This is a genomic window from Paenibacillus athensensis (assembly GCF_004514475.2).
Classification (GTDB): Bacteria; Bacillota; Bacilli; order Paenibacillales; family NBRC-103111; genus Paenibacillus_AL; species Paenibacillus_AL athensensis.
In genome coordinates, this window is record NZ_MYFO02000002.1 from 85,570 (window position 1) to 99,859 (window position 14,290).

Consider the following 14,290-nt stretch of genomic DNA (forward strand, 5'->3'; position numbering starts at 1 on the left):
CGAACGACCATTACCGACCAACAAGGAGGAGCTATGAAAATCGCGACGATTCTGGGGACACGCCCGGAAATTATCCGGCTGAGCTTGATCATTGCCAAGCTTGACGAATTGGCCGACAAGCACACGCTGATTCACACCGGACAAAATTTCACCCATTCATTAAGCGATGTTTTTTTCGACGAGCTGCGTGTGCGCCGACCCGATCACCTGCTGCACAGCGGCTCGCAGACCATTGGCGGTCAGCTGGCGGTGCTGTTCTCGGGCGTCGAGCGAATTTTGCAGCAGGAGCGGCCCGATAAGGTGCTGCTGCTGGGCGATACGAACAGTGCATTAAGCGCCATTGTCGCTGAACGAATGGGGATTCCGGTCATCCACATGGAGGCCGGCAACCGCTGCTACGATCTGGCCGTCCCCGAAGAGAAAAACCGTCGGATTATCGACGCCGTCGCTTCCATCAACATGCCGTACACCCGCTATAGCCGTGAGCACCTGCTGCGCGAGGGCTTTCCGGGACCGCGCATTGTGACGACCGGCAATCCGATTTATGAAGTGCTCACGCATTATGCTGCCGACATCGACGCCAGTGATGTGCTGAACCGGCTTGGCTTGATGCCCGGCGCGTATTTTCTCGTCACCGCCCACCGGGCCGAGAACGTTGACGACCCGTCGCGGCTCAAGGAAATCCTTGCAGCGCTCAACGGCGTGGCCGAGGAATTTGGTCAGCCGGTCGTGTGCAGCATTCATCCGCGCACGCGCTCCCGGCTGGAGCAGGAGGACGCGGCTGATCGGCATCCGCTCGTCAGGTTCAGCGAGCCGTTTGGCTTTTTCGACTTCGTCAAGCTGGAGCGCCATGCGCGCTGCGTCCTGACCGACAGTGGCACCGTGCAGGAGGAATGCTGCATTTTCCACGTGCCGACAGTCACCATGCGCACAACAACCGAGCGGCCGGAGACGATCGACTGCGGCAGCAATATCGTCGCCGGGGTCGATGCCGGGCGAATTGTCGGCGCGGTGCGCGTCATGCTGCGAATGCCAGCAGGCTGGCGCTGCCCGGAGGGGTATTTGGACACGAATGTATCGCAAAAAGTAGTTCAATACGTGTTAGGAGGGAATTCGCATGTTTGCTAATTCGACGATTCTGGTGACCGGGGGAACCGGTTCCTGGGGCTACGAGCTGGTCCAACAGCTGCTGCTGGAAAATCCGAAAAAAATCATCGTTTTCTCCCGCAATGAATCCACACAGGTGTCGATGCGGCGTGCGATTGAAGACAGCCGGCTGAGCTTTTGCATCGGTGACGTGCGCGATAAGGAAGCGCTGATGCGGGCATGCGAGCATGTGGATTACGTATTTCACCTTGCTGCGCTCAAGCATGTGCCGGTGTGCGAGGACCAGCCTTATGAAGCATTGAAAACGAACGTGCTTGGCACGCAAAACATTATTGAAGCGGCGATTGAAAACAAGGTGAAAAAAGTCATTAATATTTCCACCGACAAAGCGGCCAATCCGTCGAACTTTTACGGCATGACCAAAGCAATCGGGGAAAAGCTGATCGTCTACGCTAACCTGATGAGCAGCGAGACGAAATTCGTCTGCGTGCGCGGGGGCAACGTGCTTGGCACCAACGGCAGCGTTGTGCACCTTTTTATGAAACAAATTCGCGAAAAAAATTGCGTTGGCATCACCGACATCAACATGACGCGCTTTTTTCTGACCAAGCAGGAAGCGATTGCGCTTTTGCTGCGCGGAGCAAAGGAAGGCCAGGGGGGCGAAATCTTTGTCATGACCATGCCGACCTGCAAAATTGTCGATCTGGCCAAGGTGCTGATGGAGGAGTTGGGCAGCCCCGATGCAGAGGTTGTCGAGTTGGGTGTGCGGCCGGGGGAAAAAATTCACGAGATTCTGCTCTCCGAATTCGAAAGCCAATATACGGTGCTGTATGACAGCGAATATCTGGTGATTTTGCCGACGATTGAAATTCCCGGCCTGAAGGAGCATTACGCCGAATTTCCGAAGGTGCCAATTGACAGCTTCAGCTCCGAAGGACCGCTGATGAGCAAGGCGGAGATCAAGGAACTGCTGGTTAGAGGAGGCTTTCTTACATGACACGCAAGCTGCTTGTGTTCGGAGGACAGGGTATGCTGGGCCATATGCTGGTCGATTATTTCCGAACGATCGGCGGCTGGCAGGTGATGTACACGACAAGAGACCGGCACGATCCGTTTGGTCTTTATCTGGAAGGCGGCGATCTGGCGGCGGTCGAGCAGCTCATTGCCGCCGTCCGCCCCGCTGTGGCGGTTAACGCTATCGGCTTGCTGAATGAATTTGCCGAGCGTGATCCGCAAGCGGCTTATTGGATCAACGGGCTGCTCCCGCATCGCATGGCAGCGGCGCTGGCGAGGAACGGCGGACGGCTGATTCATATCAGCACGGACTGCGTGTTCGCCGGAGTGCGGGGCATGCATGCGGAAAACGACGAGCCTGACGGCGTATCCGTATATGCCCGCTCCAAGGCGCTTGGCGAGCTGCGGGTGGCCCCCCATGTGACGCTGCGAACGTCCATCGTCGGACCGGACAACCGGGCGGCGGGCATCGGGCTGTTGGCGTGGCTGCTGCGCCAGCCGCAGGGGGCGACGATTCGCGGCTATACGCGCGCGTATTGGAACGGAGTGACGACGCTGGAGCTGGCCAAATGTGTGCATGCCGTCTGCGAGGATGAAACGGCAGCAGGTCTGTTTCATATCGCTGCTCCGGAGCCTGTCAGCAAATATGAGCTGCTTCAGCTGTTCAAGACGGCGTTTGACCGCATGGATGTGACGGTGGCTGAAGACGACGCAATCCGTCTGGACCGCACGCTGGCTGTTACGCGCGAGGATTTCCGCTGGTCTGCGCCGGACCATCCGACGATGCTGGCCGAGCTGGCGGCATGGATGAACGCCCGATGAGCGTTATTTTGATTACCGGCGCAGCCGGCTTTACGGGACGGCAGGCGTGCGCTTATTTCAGCGAGCGCGGCTTGACGGTGATCGCTGTCGTGCGCCCTAAGCCGGAGGGCGATCTGCCGACTGCCGATTTCGCCGGGCCGGGGGCATCAACCGACGGGAGCCAGCAGACGGCTGCGACAGAAACGAGTGGAATAGAAGTAGCACCAAACAGAACTACGTTAAATGGTGAAGCAGCGTCCGTACCGTCAGCACCATCCATGTCGTCTGCGTCCGCGCTGTCGTCGCCGTCCGCACCATCCACGCAGTCCGCGTCCCCATCGTCGTCGCCGTCAGCACCATCCATGTCGTCTGCGTCCGCGCTGTCGTCGCCGTCCGCACCATCCACGCAGTCCCCGTCCCCATCGTCCCCTCTGTCGTTCCCGTCCCCGCCGACTGGCCCCATTATCGAATGGCCGTGCGACTTGACGCGCGCTGACGATGTGCGGCGGCTGATTGCCGAAACGTTGCCCGATCTGGTGCTGCATCTGGCGGGCCGCAACGCCGTCGGCGAATCGTGGCGCGAGCCGCTGGGCTACCTGCAGGCCAACGTCATGTCGACGTTCAACCTGCTGGATGCGCTGCGGGCCCGCCCGGCGAGCCGGATCGTCGTTGCCGGCTCCATGCTGGGCTTCCCGGCATCGGAGCGCCCCGACCCACCGCACCCCTACAGCTTGAGCAAAGCGTTTCAAGCCTGGGGGGCGCTGGGCTGGGGCCGCCTGTTCGGGCAGCCGGTCATCGTGGCGAAGCCGTCCAACCTGATCGGGCCCGGCCCCTCCACGGGCATCTGCGCTCTCCTGGCGCGTCGGGCCGCCGAGCTGGAGAAGGGGCGGCAGGCGCCCCCCTTCAGCTTGTCGTCCGCGATCGAGGAGCGCGACTATCTGGACGTCCGCGACGCTGTGCGCGCGTACGAAGCTTTGCTCGCCGCCGGTGAGCCCGGCGGCGTCTATCCGGTAGCGAGCGGCGTGAACCGCTCGCTTGGCGCCGTCGCCGCTGCGGTGCAGCAGCAGCTCGGCCGGCCGCTGCCGCTGCGCATCGGCAGCCTCGACGGCTACCTGCCGCCTGCGCCGGTTGATATCGCGCCAATGTGCGCTCTCGGCTGGCGGCCGGTCATCCCGTTCGAGCAGTCGCTGCGCGACGCGCTGGATTATTTTCGCACGACAGTGTGATCACAGCACCCCGGAGGAGGTGAGTGCATGTATCCAACAGTTTCGATCATCATTCCGTTTTATAACGATCCCTACATCGAGCAAGCGATTTACAGCGCCTTGAGCCAGACGTATCCCTACACGGAAATCGTCGTTGTCGACGACGGCTCCACGATGCATCAGGAGCGCATCCTGCCCTACATGAAGCATATCAACTATTTAGGCAAGGCGAATGGCGGTACGGCTTCTGCGCTGAATCACGGCATCCGCTGCTGCTCGGGACAGTATGTCGCCTGGCTCAGCTCCGACGATATGTTTTATCCCGACAAGGTGGAGCGGCAGCTGCAATTTATGCTGGCGCGTCACGCTGCCGCCAGCTATACCGCTTTTGATGACATTAACGGGTATAACGAAATTGTGCGTCGAGGCGTATCGACGCGTTTTTCCAAACAGGCGGAGCTGGTGCGGGCCTTTGCGTCCAGCGATCCAATTAACGGCTGTACGATCATGCTGAACAAAGAGCTGTTTACTCATCTGGGGTATTTCAATGAAGGGCTCCGTTACACCCAGGATTACGAGATGTGGATTCGTGTGTTGCTGGGCCGCGTGCCGATCCATTTTCTTGACGAGTCGCTGACGATGTACCGCTGGCACGACCAGATGGGGACACGCAGGCATAGCGACGCGGTGATGCAGGAGGTGGCCTGGCTGCAAGCGCAGTACGGGCAGCGGCTGCTCAATTACGCGGCGGAGCTCGGTTAACAACCGGAGAAAGGGAGGAAGCCGATGAAAATTTTACTTGCCACCTACTGGCCGCTTCCGCATCTGGGCGGAGTCTGGCCGTTTATGGAGCAAATCAAGCGCAAGATGGAAGCTCTGGGCCATACCGTGGACATTATGGGCAACGGGGCGGCGGAGCCGCGCTACCATATAGTCGGCACGGACCGGGAAATCAGCAAAGAGAAGCTGCTGCCGATGGTCAAGGCCAAGCTGCCTGCGCTTCTGTACCCGTCGCTGAATGAAGATTCGCTGGTGCAGCATGTCGAAACCGATCGCTACTGCATGGAGCTGGCCGCTGCTTATTTCGGCGTTGGACAATACGATGTCATTCATACCCAGGATGTTATATCCACGCTAGCGATGAATCGGGTACGGCATCGGCATACCGCGCTTGTCGCCAGCATCCACGGCTCGCTTGCCCGGGAAGTGAAGATGGCGCTTGCCAAGCAGTATCCGCAGCTCAATCTGAACGACTCGATCGTCTGGAAATACTACTATGCGATTGAGCGGCTGGGCGCAATGGCGGGTGAAGTGACAATTACGTCGTCGCAATGGCTGAAAAAGCTGCTGATGGAGCAATTCGCTGTTCCGGCCCAACAGCTGACCGTTTTCCAGTACGGCCTGGATACCGGCACGTTTTTCACCAAAAGAGCGCAGGGCACCGACCTGCACAAGCCGCTCGGCAAAAAGCTGATCATTTGCCCGGCGCGTCTTGTTTACATCAAGGGCATCCACCATTTACTCGATGCCTTGGCGCTGCTCAAGCAGGTGCGCAGCGACTGGGAATGCTGGATTGTCGGCGACGGCGACAAGCGCGAGGAGTTGGAGCGGCAGGCCGTGACGCTCGGCTTGAGCCAGGACGTGAAATTTCTCGGCAACCGCAAGGATGTGCCGGCGCTGCTGGCGTTGTGCGATATTTTTGCCCATCCGAGCATTCAGGATAATCAGCCGTTTTCCGTGATGGAGGCCCAGGTTAGCGGCAAGCCGTCCGTTGTGTCCGATGCCGGTGGGCTGCCGGAAATCGTCGAGCATGGCGTAACCGGCTTCGTCTCGCCGGTCGGCGATATTTACTCGCTCTTCCGCCACCTCAAGCAACTGGTAGAAAACGACGCCTTGCGCCGCAGCATGAGCGTCAATGCGCAGGGCTGGGGCATGCGGCATTGGTCGCTGGAGACGATGATCCAGCGAACGCTGAGCGTTTACCAAGCGGCCTCGACACTAAATACGGCCAAAAGGAGCGGGTATTATGTCTGAATTTTCGGTCTTGTCCGATTTGTACAACCGGCTGTTTGCCGTCCAGATTTCGAATCCTGATCTGAGCGTCGATTACTGGGTGTGGAACACGATTTATGCTGAGCTGCCCCAGGGCTATACGCTGCCCGATATGCAAATTGTGCAGGTGTTGAACCAGCCTTGACGCGCTTGCCCGATGAAGCAAAAAACGCCCTTTCTGCCCTGCATGCAGGCAGCTAAGGGCGTTTTTGCGCTAGGGTATTAACCGATGACGGAACCGCTCAGATGTACCGGTCCGACAATCGAAGCCGCGCCCAGACCAACCAGCTCAGCGGTCAGAAAGTAGGCGTCCGGGCGGACTGCCGTCGCCTTCTCCGCATGGGTGAACGAGGTGGTGACGGGATTGGACAAGAGCGGAAGCAGGATGCCTGTCCCAAGGAACGCCGAGTCCGACGTTTCGAACAGCAGCGGGAAGCTGGGCGCGGACCCGCCGACGCGAATGCGGAACGTAACGACCGGCAGCAGCGGCGTCAGCAGCGCCAGATCCGGCTGCCAGCCGACTGTTCCTTGAAATTGCAGCGTATTGTCTGCGGCATAGGTCGTCAGATTGATGGTGGCCAGTCCCACCTCGACGCCTGGAAGGAGTGGAAACGGAAGCGAGTTGGTGCCGATCGCGGCTTCGTTAAAGGCATAATCGAGCAAAGCTGCCATTGCAATCTCTCCTTTGAAAATAAAATAAAGTGAATACGTTATAGCAGATTCAAAAGCGGCCGGCTTGGCCCCGGACAAGTCGACCGCTGCAAACGTTGATTTTTTACGAGCCTGGCGCTGGCCGTCAGGACGTTCCGGAGAAGACGGTGCCTTTAAGCAGGAGCGGACCTATGGCGATTGCACGCTGGTCAAAGGATGCAGCCGACAAGTAGAAAAGCAAATCTCCAGCCGTTGCGCTGATTTCACTGTGACGGCCGGTGCTGACCGCTTTTTGATAGCAGGTTTCTTCGCTCCAGCTTACGACGGGCCCGTCTGGCGCTCCGCGCCGCAGCGTCAGCTCGATTTCACCAATATCGCGGTGGGCCGGCTTTTCCCAGGCCAGAGAGTAGACCAGCTCAATGCGGTCACCCGGCTCTACCTGCTGGAGCGCAACGACGGTCAGCTGGGTTTCTTGGGTCGTCAGCAGCAGCGGCAGTGAGAAGGTACCCGGCTGTGCTTCGCTGATTGCGGAATATTTGATCATCGGATGTCACCTCCTGTCATGCTGCCGTACGAAAAGCTGTCCGTCCGCTGTACCGAGCACATCGCGCTGCGAGCGCAAAGTGACGGATACGGCAGCTGCGACCAATTGCTCCATGCCGGTTACCAGATGGATGAAAAAAGGCTGGCGATTCGTCTGCACCCCGCGCAGCATAACGGTCATATCCGGCGCAGACGGACTATTCAAATGCAGGGACGCCAGCAGCATCGAGCCGTTCTGGTCAAATGCCTGCACGATCATATCGAGATCCTCGCGGCCCTGGTTATGCAGCTGCACATCAAAGCTTTCTATGAAATGAGAAGCTGGCGTCGAGCTTTCCGAGATATCCAGACGAAACACGGACACGTTTTCCACCCCCTTGCTTTTACAGTTCTTTCTATAATATGCACGCCGCTTTTGCGCCGTTTGGACAAAATCGTCCAATCTTTTAAACGTACTCTCGCATTTACTATAACAACCACGATAAGGAGGGGATCTGTAGTGAAATTGAACGAGCTTCAGGGCAGCTACGACGCCGTATTCAGCTTGGGTCAGAACTGTCTGCCGGCGATGCAGATGGAAAAAAATAATCTTCGCCCGTTCGCGGGCGTGCTCGACTGGATGATTTCGGATGATTTGGCCGATGTCAACCGGCTGTTGCGCTGCCGTTTCTATGGCATGATGGATTTGCCGAACATGCGCATTGTCGGCTATGACGGCAGCGGCACCAATCTGATGGTCAAAGACGAGAAGTTTAACGTGACGTCTGTGCACGATTTTCCCATCAGCCGCAACACGCTCCAGCATTTGGCCACCTACCCCGAATTTATGCAAAAGCTGAACCGTCGCATTCACCGTTTCCTCGGTCAACTGGCTACAGCCAAGCGGCTGCTGTTCGTGCGGATGCACGCGACGGAAGCGGATACCCGCGAGCTGCAGGCGCTTTTGTCGGCGATGTGCGCGGGGGAATTTCATATTCTCGTTGTGAACTATACACAGGTGGAGGGCATTGTCGAGCAGCCTTGGGCCATTGACAACGTGTGTGCGGTTGAGGTGCCGTACAGTGCGATCTGGAACTATAACGGCAGCGATTCGCTGTGGAAGACGATGTTTGAGGGAGTTATGCTGGTCTGAAAAGGAGGAGAGCGGCATGCGCATTCGCGAGCTGAACGGCGCTTACGACGGTATTTTCAGCATCGGTTTTAACTGTTTGCCGGCCATTCAGCTGGAGAAAAACGGGCTCCGCCCCTTTGCCGGGGTGATTGACTGGATGTATTCCGATATGACGAATGTATCCCGGCTGTTTGCCCATCGTTTTGCCGGTTTTATGAGCCGCGGGAATTTGGCCGTGGTCGGCTTCGACTACGCGCAGGTGAATCTGCTGGTCGAGGATCGGGCTTACGGAATTACGTCGACGCACGATTTTCCGAGCAGCCGCAACAGTTTGTATGCGCTGACCTCCTATCCTGAATTTCGCGACAAAATGGACCGCCGCATTGAGCGCTGTCTGGAGCGGTTCGATAACGGCAAGCGGCTGCTGTTTGTGCGCACTGGCGGAACGTATGAGCAGGCCGTTGAGCTGGAGCGCGTGCTGCGGCAGGTCGTCCGGCATGAATTCAGCCTGCTGCTCGTCAATTTCAGCGAAGTCTGGAACGTGGTGGATATCGACTGGCCGCTGGAGCATGTCTGCTCCGTGCTGCTGCCCAAGACGAATATCTGGACTGACTGGGATCACCTGTGGTCCAAGCTGCTGCGGGGCATTCACTATCGCCAAATGATCGGGTAAAGGAGTGCGGACGGATGGCAAACGAAGGAATCAACTCTACGGCTAATGGCTTTGCCGCACACGCCGAGGGATATGCAACGAACGCTAACGGCGTCGCTTCGCACGCCGAAGGCAGCACGAATACGGCCGATGGCGACGCCTCGCATGTGGAGGGCTCGAACAATATCGCCAGCGGCGTAGATGCCCATGCCGAAGGGTATTATACGGCGGCGCGGGGCTTTGCTTCGCATGCCGAAGGCACACAGACGATTGCTCAGGCCAATCTGTCGCACGCGGAGGGCGGGCAGACGCTGGCCAGCGGGGTATCGTCGCACGCCGAAGGCAATCTGACGGTGGCCAGCGGCTTTGCCGCGCACGCCGAAGGAGAATACGCCATCATTAACGGCGTATCGAAGCTGACGGTGGCAAGCGGCGAGGCGTCGCACGCCGAGGGACAAGCGACGAGCGCCGTGGGGGAAGCCTCGCATGCGGAAGGCTTTAACACGACGGCGGGAGTGTTCGGCGGCGGCTTGGCTGCGCATGCGGAAGGGGTGAACGCGACGGCGCGGGCCGAAGCGTCTCATGCCGAGGGCTACGCAACGGTAGCCTCGGGGTATGCGGCGCATGCTGAGGGCGGGACGGCGACGGCCAGCGGCCAGACGGCGCACGCCGAAGGCAGCGGGACGATCGCGAGCGGCAGCGCCGCGCACGCGGAGGGGTTTCAAACCAACGCGAGCGGCGCGGTTTCGCATAGCGAGGGGATTTTGACATCGACGGCGGGGTACACCGCTGCCCACATTATGGGGCAAAGCGGCAGCGCGAATGAGTCGGTGTCGTGGTTTTTGGCGAATGGCGGGATCAAGGCCAAAATTTCCGGTAATACCGGCGTCGGCACGTTTACCGGCGGTACGTCGCTGGGCCCGGCGGATTACGCCGAGCTGTTCGAAACGGCCGATGGGCTGCCGATCGAGCCGGGGTATTTCGTCACGTTCGCTGCAGGCACGGACGGGCTGATCCGCGTCGCGGGAGCGGCGGATCGTTACACGATTGGCGTGACGAGCGCCAATCCGGGGGTTGTCGGCGACAGCGCCGACTTCGAGTGGCGCGGGAAATACGTCCGCGACGAGTGGGGGCGGGCGCTGTATCGCCTTGCGCCGGCGGCGGAGGCGCTCGTGCAGCGCGAGGCGGGGGCCAGCCTCAGCCCGGCGGCACGGGCCGGGGGGCGGGACGGCGCAAGCGCGAGCATGGGCATGGGCATGGGCACGGGCGCGGAAGCGGGAGCGGGAGCGGTCGGCGGCGGTGAGGCGACCAAAGCGGGAACCGGCACGGGAGTTGGAGGCGGCGGTGAGACGATGACAGCGGGAGCGGGCGGAGACGCCGAGGCGCGGGAGTTGCAGCGCGAAGCGGAGCCGCGCCTGTGGCGCGCTGGTGAAGCAGCAGGCGTGCTGAGCGGCGAGCCGGAGCAGCTGCTGGAGCCGATGCTGAGCGGCGAATGGGACCCACAACGGCCGTATGTTCCGCGCTCGGAGCGTCCGGAGTGGGTCGCGGTCGGGCTGCTCGGCAAGCTGCTTGTGCGCGATGACGGAACATGCGAGTCCGGTGGCTGCTGTCGGCCGGGGGCGGGCGGTATCGCCACGTCGGCCAGGTCGGGCTACCGCGTGATCCGGCGAACGGGCGCGCGTCAGGTTTTGATTTTGCTCAAGTGAAGGCAGGGAGAAGGGTGCTTTGCACCCTTTTTGTGCTATAATAAAGACAGATAAATCGCCGGCTGTTTAAGCCGTTGGAGTTGAACGTGATGAATAGATTGCTGGAACCCAGCGTGGATTTTGTGTTTAAGCAAATTTTCGGAAGCGAAGAGAATAAGGACGAGGTTCTGCTGAATTTTCTTAATGAAGCGCTGCGGGAAACAGAGCCGAAGCCGTTTGTCAGCTTAACGATTTTGAACCCTTATATCGATAAAAATTCGCTGAGCGACAAGCAATCCATTTTGGATGTCAGAGCCCAAAACGAAGACGGCAAGCAGGTCAATCTGGAAATTCAGGTGAGCAACAAACACGATATGGCGAAGCGAAGCCTGTATTATTCCGCCAAAATGTACGAGGAGCAGCTGCAGGAAGGTCAGATTTATGCGAGTCTGCAAAAAGTGATTTCGATAAATATTTTGACTTTTACTTATTTGCCTAACGATCGTTTCCATAACATTTTTCACTTGCGTGAGGATCATACGGGGGAGCTGTTGATTGACGATTTGGAAATTCATTTTATGGAGCTGCCGAAGCTGGAGCGTCAAGCCCATGAAATGGACAGTCGGCTGGTCAACTGGTTGATGTTTATTGACGGCGCGCCGCCGGAGCGATGGGAGGAGTTGGCGATGGATACACCTGGATTGAAAAAAGCGATGACGACGCTGGAGTTTTTAAGTCAAAACAAAGAAGCGCGTATGTTATATGAAATGAGGAAGAAAGCGCTGCTCGATGAGCAGTCCGCGCTGGATTATGTAGAGTCGCGGGGTCGGGCGGAAGGCCGGGAAGAGGGGCGAGCCCAGCGGGATCACGAAGTGGCTGCCAGCATGCTTCAGGAGGGACTGTCCATTTCACTGATTGCCAAGGTGACCGGGCTGACCGAAGCGGAGATTGAAGCTTTGCAGCAAAGGTTGCATTGAATCGGCGCAGCGCGCAGCGCGTTCCCCAAATGAAAGGGCCCTTTCTGCGTCCAACGAGGTTGGAGACGGAAAGGGCTCTTTTGTGTTTGTTACAGCGCATGGATCATGTTGATAAAATGATACGCATACACGTCGGGATGGTGCACGACCTGCACGTGTCCGAGCGCCTGCTGACGGATGGCTTGGCGCAGCTGCGCGTTCAGCATGAGCTCCTGCGCTTCGGCAGCGGCGTGGTCGATATCGCCGAGGGCGTAGTATTTGCCGGTACGGTTGTGGTCAATGGCGCTGCGCACACCGTCGGAATCGGTCGTCAGCACGGGGCACAAGCAGCTCATCGCTTCAAGCACCGCGTATGGAGCGCCTTCCACCTTGGAGGTCACGCAGAGAAAGCCGCCGGAGTCGCCAACAACCGATAAAAAGTTCATCATGTCCGCGTGTTTCACGTTATGGAATACCTGCAGGTGCGGACCTAGTCCCAGTCGCTCGATCTGTTCGGTGAAAGCGGCTTTTTCGCTGTCTGCGGACAGCAGCGGATCGATGAACATCCAAAGCTGCATGGCGGAAAAACGCCGGGTGAGCTTGGTGGCAATTTGCAGAGCTTCCCGCCAGTTTTTGTTGTCCTCAAGCCGTCCGATCCAGGCCATAATCGGATAGGCCGGCGTTTCCAGCGCGCGATAGCCGAAGGCTGCGGTATCAAAGCTATTGGGAAAAGCAAAGGTGGGCACGGCCGGATATAATTCGGCGAGCAATTCGCCAATATGCGGCGTTTGCGGATGCAACAGCGCATCGGCGTATGAGCTGATGTAGATTTGAGCGGTGAGCAGTTCTTTGCGGGCGGTAGCTTTGGCTCCGAATCCTTGAATTTCAAAAATCAGCTTGCCGGTATAGCCGGCGGCGCGAATGCGCTGAAGCGCATAGTAGTCCGAGATGACGATAACGGCGTCGTAGCGGCCATTTTGCAAAATCACGGACATGTCCTGCTCCTGTGACGTAATGAAGATCGGAATATCGCTTGCATTTTGCAGACCTGCTCCGCTTCGGTAGTAGAGGCAATGCCCCTGAACGCCTTGACGGCGCAAAGCGAGACAGCGCTGACGATTCAACGTTTCGACGCCGCCGCTCGGCAAGTAGTAGACGAACAACACATTCATGGGGCGTCCTCCTTACCCGCCGATTTCAAAATCGGCGTTGGTCGCAATGGCGACGGTTTGGCCTTTTTGTTTGGCGAAAAGGAGCACACTCGCTGTTGTCGCGCATTCGACGTTCGTGACGAGCAGCAGCTCAAACGATACCGCATGAGTTGGAATATCGGCAGTCTGGTAAACGGAAAGCGGGGATGAGGCTGCTTCCAGATGAGTGAGTCCGAGGAAAAATAAACCGGTCCCGTTGAAGCCTTGAATCAGCAAATCGAAATCGTTGCTGCTGCTGTTCGTAAAGACAAGCTGCACGGCATCGATATGCGAAGAACAAAACGCTGTGTGCGGTGCGGAGGTAAAGCGGAAAACAGACATTAAGCAAGCACCTCCCGTTCGTATGTGCGGCGCAAGCCTTCGCCGATCGAGGTTGCCGGCTGCCAGCCAAGCAGCGCTAGGGCCAACTGGTTATCGAGGCAGCTATGGCGAATGTCGCCGGCGCGCGCCGGCAGATGTTCGACAGCCAGCGGAGTGCCGTGAATGGCGCCAAGCGCTGCGGTTAACGCATTGACCGAAGTGCTGGCCGCGGTGCTGATATGAAGCGTAGTCTGGTCGCCGCAGTCGATGGCTGCCAGGTTGGCTGTGACGATGTCCTCGACAAAAATAAAGTCGCGCGTCTGCTCGCCGTCCCCGAACACCCGCAGCGGCTGGCCGCTGAGAATCCGGCTCATGAACAGCGCCACGACGCCGCCTTCGCCCTTGGGCGTTTGTCTGGGGCCATACACATTGGCATAACGCAAAATCGTGTAAGGTAAATCATGCAGCTCGTGGAAAAGCCGAATGTGCGCTTCAGCGGCAGCTTTGGATTGGGCATAAAAAGAAATGGGTGCAACCGGATCGTTTTCAGAAAGCCGTTCACGTTCCAGATTGCCATAGACGCCGGAGGTCGAAGCGAAGATGATTTTACGCACGCCGACATGGCGGGCGGCTTCCAGGACATGGGCCGTACCCAGCAGGTTGACGGCGGCGTCGTAAGAGGGCTCCTTGATCGAGCGCTGCACATCGGCTTGAGCAGCCAAGTGAAACACGACATCCGGACGAATGGCGGCAAAGCATCGGCGCAGCGCTTGTTCGTTGCGAATGTCCAGCTCGTGGAACGCCGCTCCAGCCGGCACATGCCGCCGCGCGCCTGTGGAAAGGTTGTCAATGACGCAAGTGTCAGCTCCACGCGCCAGCAGCGCTTCCGCCAGATGGGAGCCGATGAAGCCTGCGCCTCCCGTAACGATAGCTTTCATAGACAGCTTCCCTCTCTCTTGTAGTTGGATCATCTCTTTATCCTACGTCGCGACGGGGAGAGGC

17 protein-coding genes are annotated in these 14,290 nt (G+C 58.5%); 11 read left to right on the plus strand and 6 right to left on the minus strand.

Features of this window, described 5'->3' with window-relative positions; genetic code table 11:
* The first annotated feature begins 33 nt into the window (after positions 1-33).
* Genes wecB through B5M42_RS04420 form a run of 7 tightly spaced genes read left to right on the plus strand, consistent with a single transcriptional unit; the run spans position 34 to position 6,324 of the window.
* Positions 34-1,128 carry a non-hydrolyzing UDP-N-acetylglucosamine 2-epimerase gene (wecB, locus tag B5M42_RS04390; protein ID WP_134757524.1) on the plus strand — a complete coding sequence of 365 codons (1,095 nt, stop codon included), beginning with the start codon at positions 34-36 and terminating at the stop codon, positions 1,126-1,128.
* The gene (locus tag B5M42_RS04395) at positions 1,118-2,104 is read left to right on the plus strand and encodes an SDR family NAD(P)-dependent oxidoreductase (RefSeq protein ID WP_134757526.1); all 987 of its coding nucleotides are present in this window, start codon (positions 1,118-1,120) and stop codon (positions 2,102-2,104) included. The genes wecB and B5M42_RS04395 overlap by 11 nt, the downstream gene beginning before the upstream one ends.
* The gene (locus B5M42_RS04400; RefSeq protein ID WP_134757528.1) at positions 2,101-2,943 is read left to right on the plus strand and encodes a dTDP-4-dehydrorhamnose reductase family protein; all 843 of its coding nucleotides are present in this window, start codon (positions 2,101-2,103) and stop codon (positions 2,941-2,943) included. Before B5M42_RS04395 ends, B5M42_RS04400 begins: the two co-directional genes overlap by 4 nt.
* The gene (locus tag B5M42_RS04405; protein ID WP_209280807.1) at positions 2,940-4,148 is read left to right on the plus strand and encodes an NAD-dependent epimerase/dehydratase family protein; all 1,209 of its coding nucleotides are present in this window, start codon (positions 2,940-2,942) and stop codon (positions 4,146-4,148) included. Before B5M42_RS04400 ends, B5M42_RS04405 begins: the two co-directional genes overlap by 4 nt.
* Before the next feature lie 27 nt (positions 4,149-4,175).
* Positions 4,176-4,889 (plus strand): glycosyltransferase, encoded by a 714-nt coding sequence (locus tag B5M42_RS04410; protein ID WP_134757532.1) that lies wholly within the window; start codon positions 4,176-4,178, stop codon positions 4,887-4,889.
* A 24-nt stretch (positions 4,890-4,913) separates the two neighbouring features.
* Positions 4,914-6,161, plus strand: a complete 1,248-nt coding sequence (locus tag B5M42_RS04415; protein WP_134757534.1) for a glycosyltransferase family 4 protein — start codon at positions 4,914-4,916, stop codon at positions 6,159-6,161.
* Positions 6,154-6,324 carry a hypothetical protein gene (locus tag B5M42_RS04420; RefSeq protein WP_167690350.1) on the plus strand — a complete coding sequence of 57 codons (171 nt, stop codon included), beginning with the start codon at positions 6,154-6,156 and terminating at the stop codon, positions 6,322-6,324. Before B5M42_RS04415 ends, B5M42_RS04420 begins: the two co-directional genes overlap by 8 nt.
* Before the next feature lie 77 nt (positions 6,325-6,401).
* Here the strand turns inward: B5M42_RS04420 and B5M42_RS04425 are convergent, their stop codons facing one another.
* The 3 genes from B5M42_RS04425 to B5M42_RS04435 all read right to left on the minus strand — a co-directional run bounded on the left by B5M42_RS04425 (position 6,402) and on the right by B5M42_RS04435 (position 7,737).
* Entirely contained in the window at positions 6,402-6,851 is a 450-nt protein-coding gene (locus tag B5M42_RS04425) for a hypothetical protein (protein ID WP_134757536.1), read from the minus strand.
* A 124-nt stretch (positions 6,852-6,975) separates the two neighbouring features.
* Positions 6,976-7,374 carry a hypothetical protein gene (locus B5M42_RS04430; RefSeq protein WP_134757538.1) on the minus strand — a complete coding sequence of 133 codons (399 nt, stop codon included), beginning with the start codon at positions 7,372-7,374 and terminating at the stop codon, positions 6,976-6,978.
* Between the two features lie 6 nt (positions 7,375-7,380).
* The gene (locus B5M42_RS04435; RefSeq protein ID WP_134757540.1) at positions 7,381-7,737 is read right to left on the minus strand and encodes a hypothetical protein; all 357 of its coding nucleotides are present in this window, start codon (positions 7,735-7,737) and stop codon (positions 7,381-7,383) included.
* A 135-nt stretch (positions 7,738-7,872) separates the two neighbouring features.
* Between B5M42_RS04435 and B5M42_RS04440 the strand changes: the two genes are divergently transcribed.
* The 4 genes from B5M42_RS04440 to B5M42_RS04455 all read left to right on the plus strand — a co-directional run bounded on the left by B5M42_RS04440 (position 7,873) and on the right by B5M42_RS04455 (position 11,798).
* Positions 7,873-8,505 carry a DUF1796 family putative cysteine peptidase gene (locus B5M42_RS04440; RefSeq protein WP_134757542.1) on the plus strand — a complete coding sequence of 211 codons (633 nt, stop codon included), beginning with the start codon at positions 7,873-7,875 and terminating at the stop codon, positions 8,503-8,505.
* Positions 8,506-8,521: 16 nt separating this feature from the next.
* Positions 8,522-9,157: a DUF1796 family putative cysteine peptidase gene (locus tag B5M42_RS04445; RefSeq protein ID WP_134757544.1), complete on the plus strand. Its 636-nt coding sequence runs from the start codon at positions 8,522-8,524 to the stop codon at positions 9,155-9,157.
* Positions 9,158-9,171: 14 nt separating this feature from the next.
* Positions 9,172-10,842 (plus strand): peptidase G2 autoproteolytic cleavage domain-containing protein, encoded by a 1,671-nt coding sequence (locus B5M42_RS04450; RefSeq protein ID WP_134757546.1) that lies wholly within the window; start codon positions 9,172-9,174, stop codon positions 10,840-10,842.
* An 89-nt stretch (positions 10,843-10,931) separates the two neighbouring features.
* Complete coding sequence (locus tag B5M42_RS04455; RefSeq protein WP_134757548.1) at positions 10,932-11,798, plus strand: Rpn family recombination-promoting nuclease/putative transposase; 867 nt, start codon at positions 10,932-10,934, stop codon at positions 11,796-11,798.
* An 89-nt stretch (positions 11,799-11,887) separates the two neighbouring features.
* On the opposite strand, the gene B5M42_RS04460 is transcribed toward B5M42_RS04455, so the two are convergent.
* Genes B5M42_RS04460 through B5M42_RS04470 form a run of 3 tightly spaced genes read right to left on the minus strand, consistent with a single transcriptional unit; the run spans position 11,888 to position 14,226 of the window.
* Positions 11,888-12,949, minus strand: a complete 1,062-nt coding sequence (locus B5M42_RS04460; protein WP_134757550.1) for a glycosyltransferase family 4 protein — start codon at positions 12,947-12,949, stop codon at positions 11,888-11,890.
* 12 nt (positions 12,950-12,961) lie between these two features.
* Positions 12,962-13,309: a hypothetical protein gene (locus B5M42_RS04465; protein WP_134757552.1), complete on the minus strand. Its 348-nt coding sequence runs from the start codon at positions 13,307-13,309 to the stop codon at positions 12,962-12,964.
* Entirely contained in the window at positions 13,309-14,226 is a 918-nt protein-coding gene (locus tag B5M42_RS04470; protein ID WP_134757554.1) for an NAD-dependent epimerase/dehydratase family protein, read from the minus strand. Before B5M42_RS04470 ends, B5M42_RS04465 begins: the two co-directional genes overlap by 1 nt.
* Positions 14,227-14,290 lie beyond the last annotated feature (64 nt).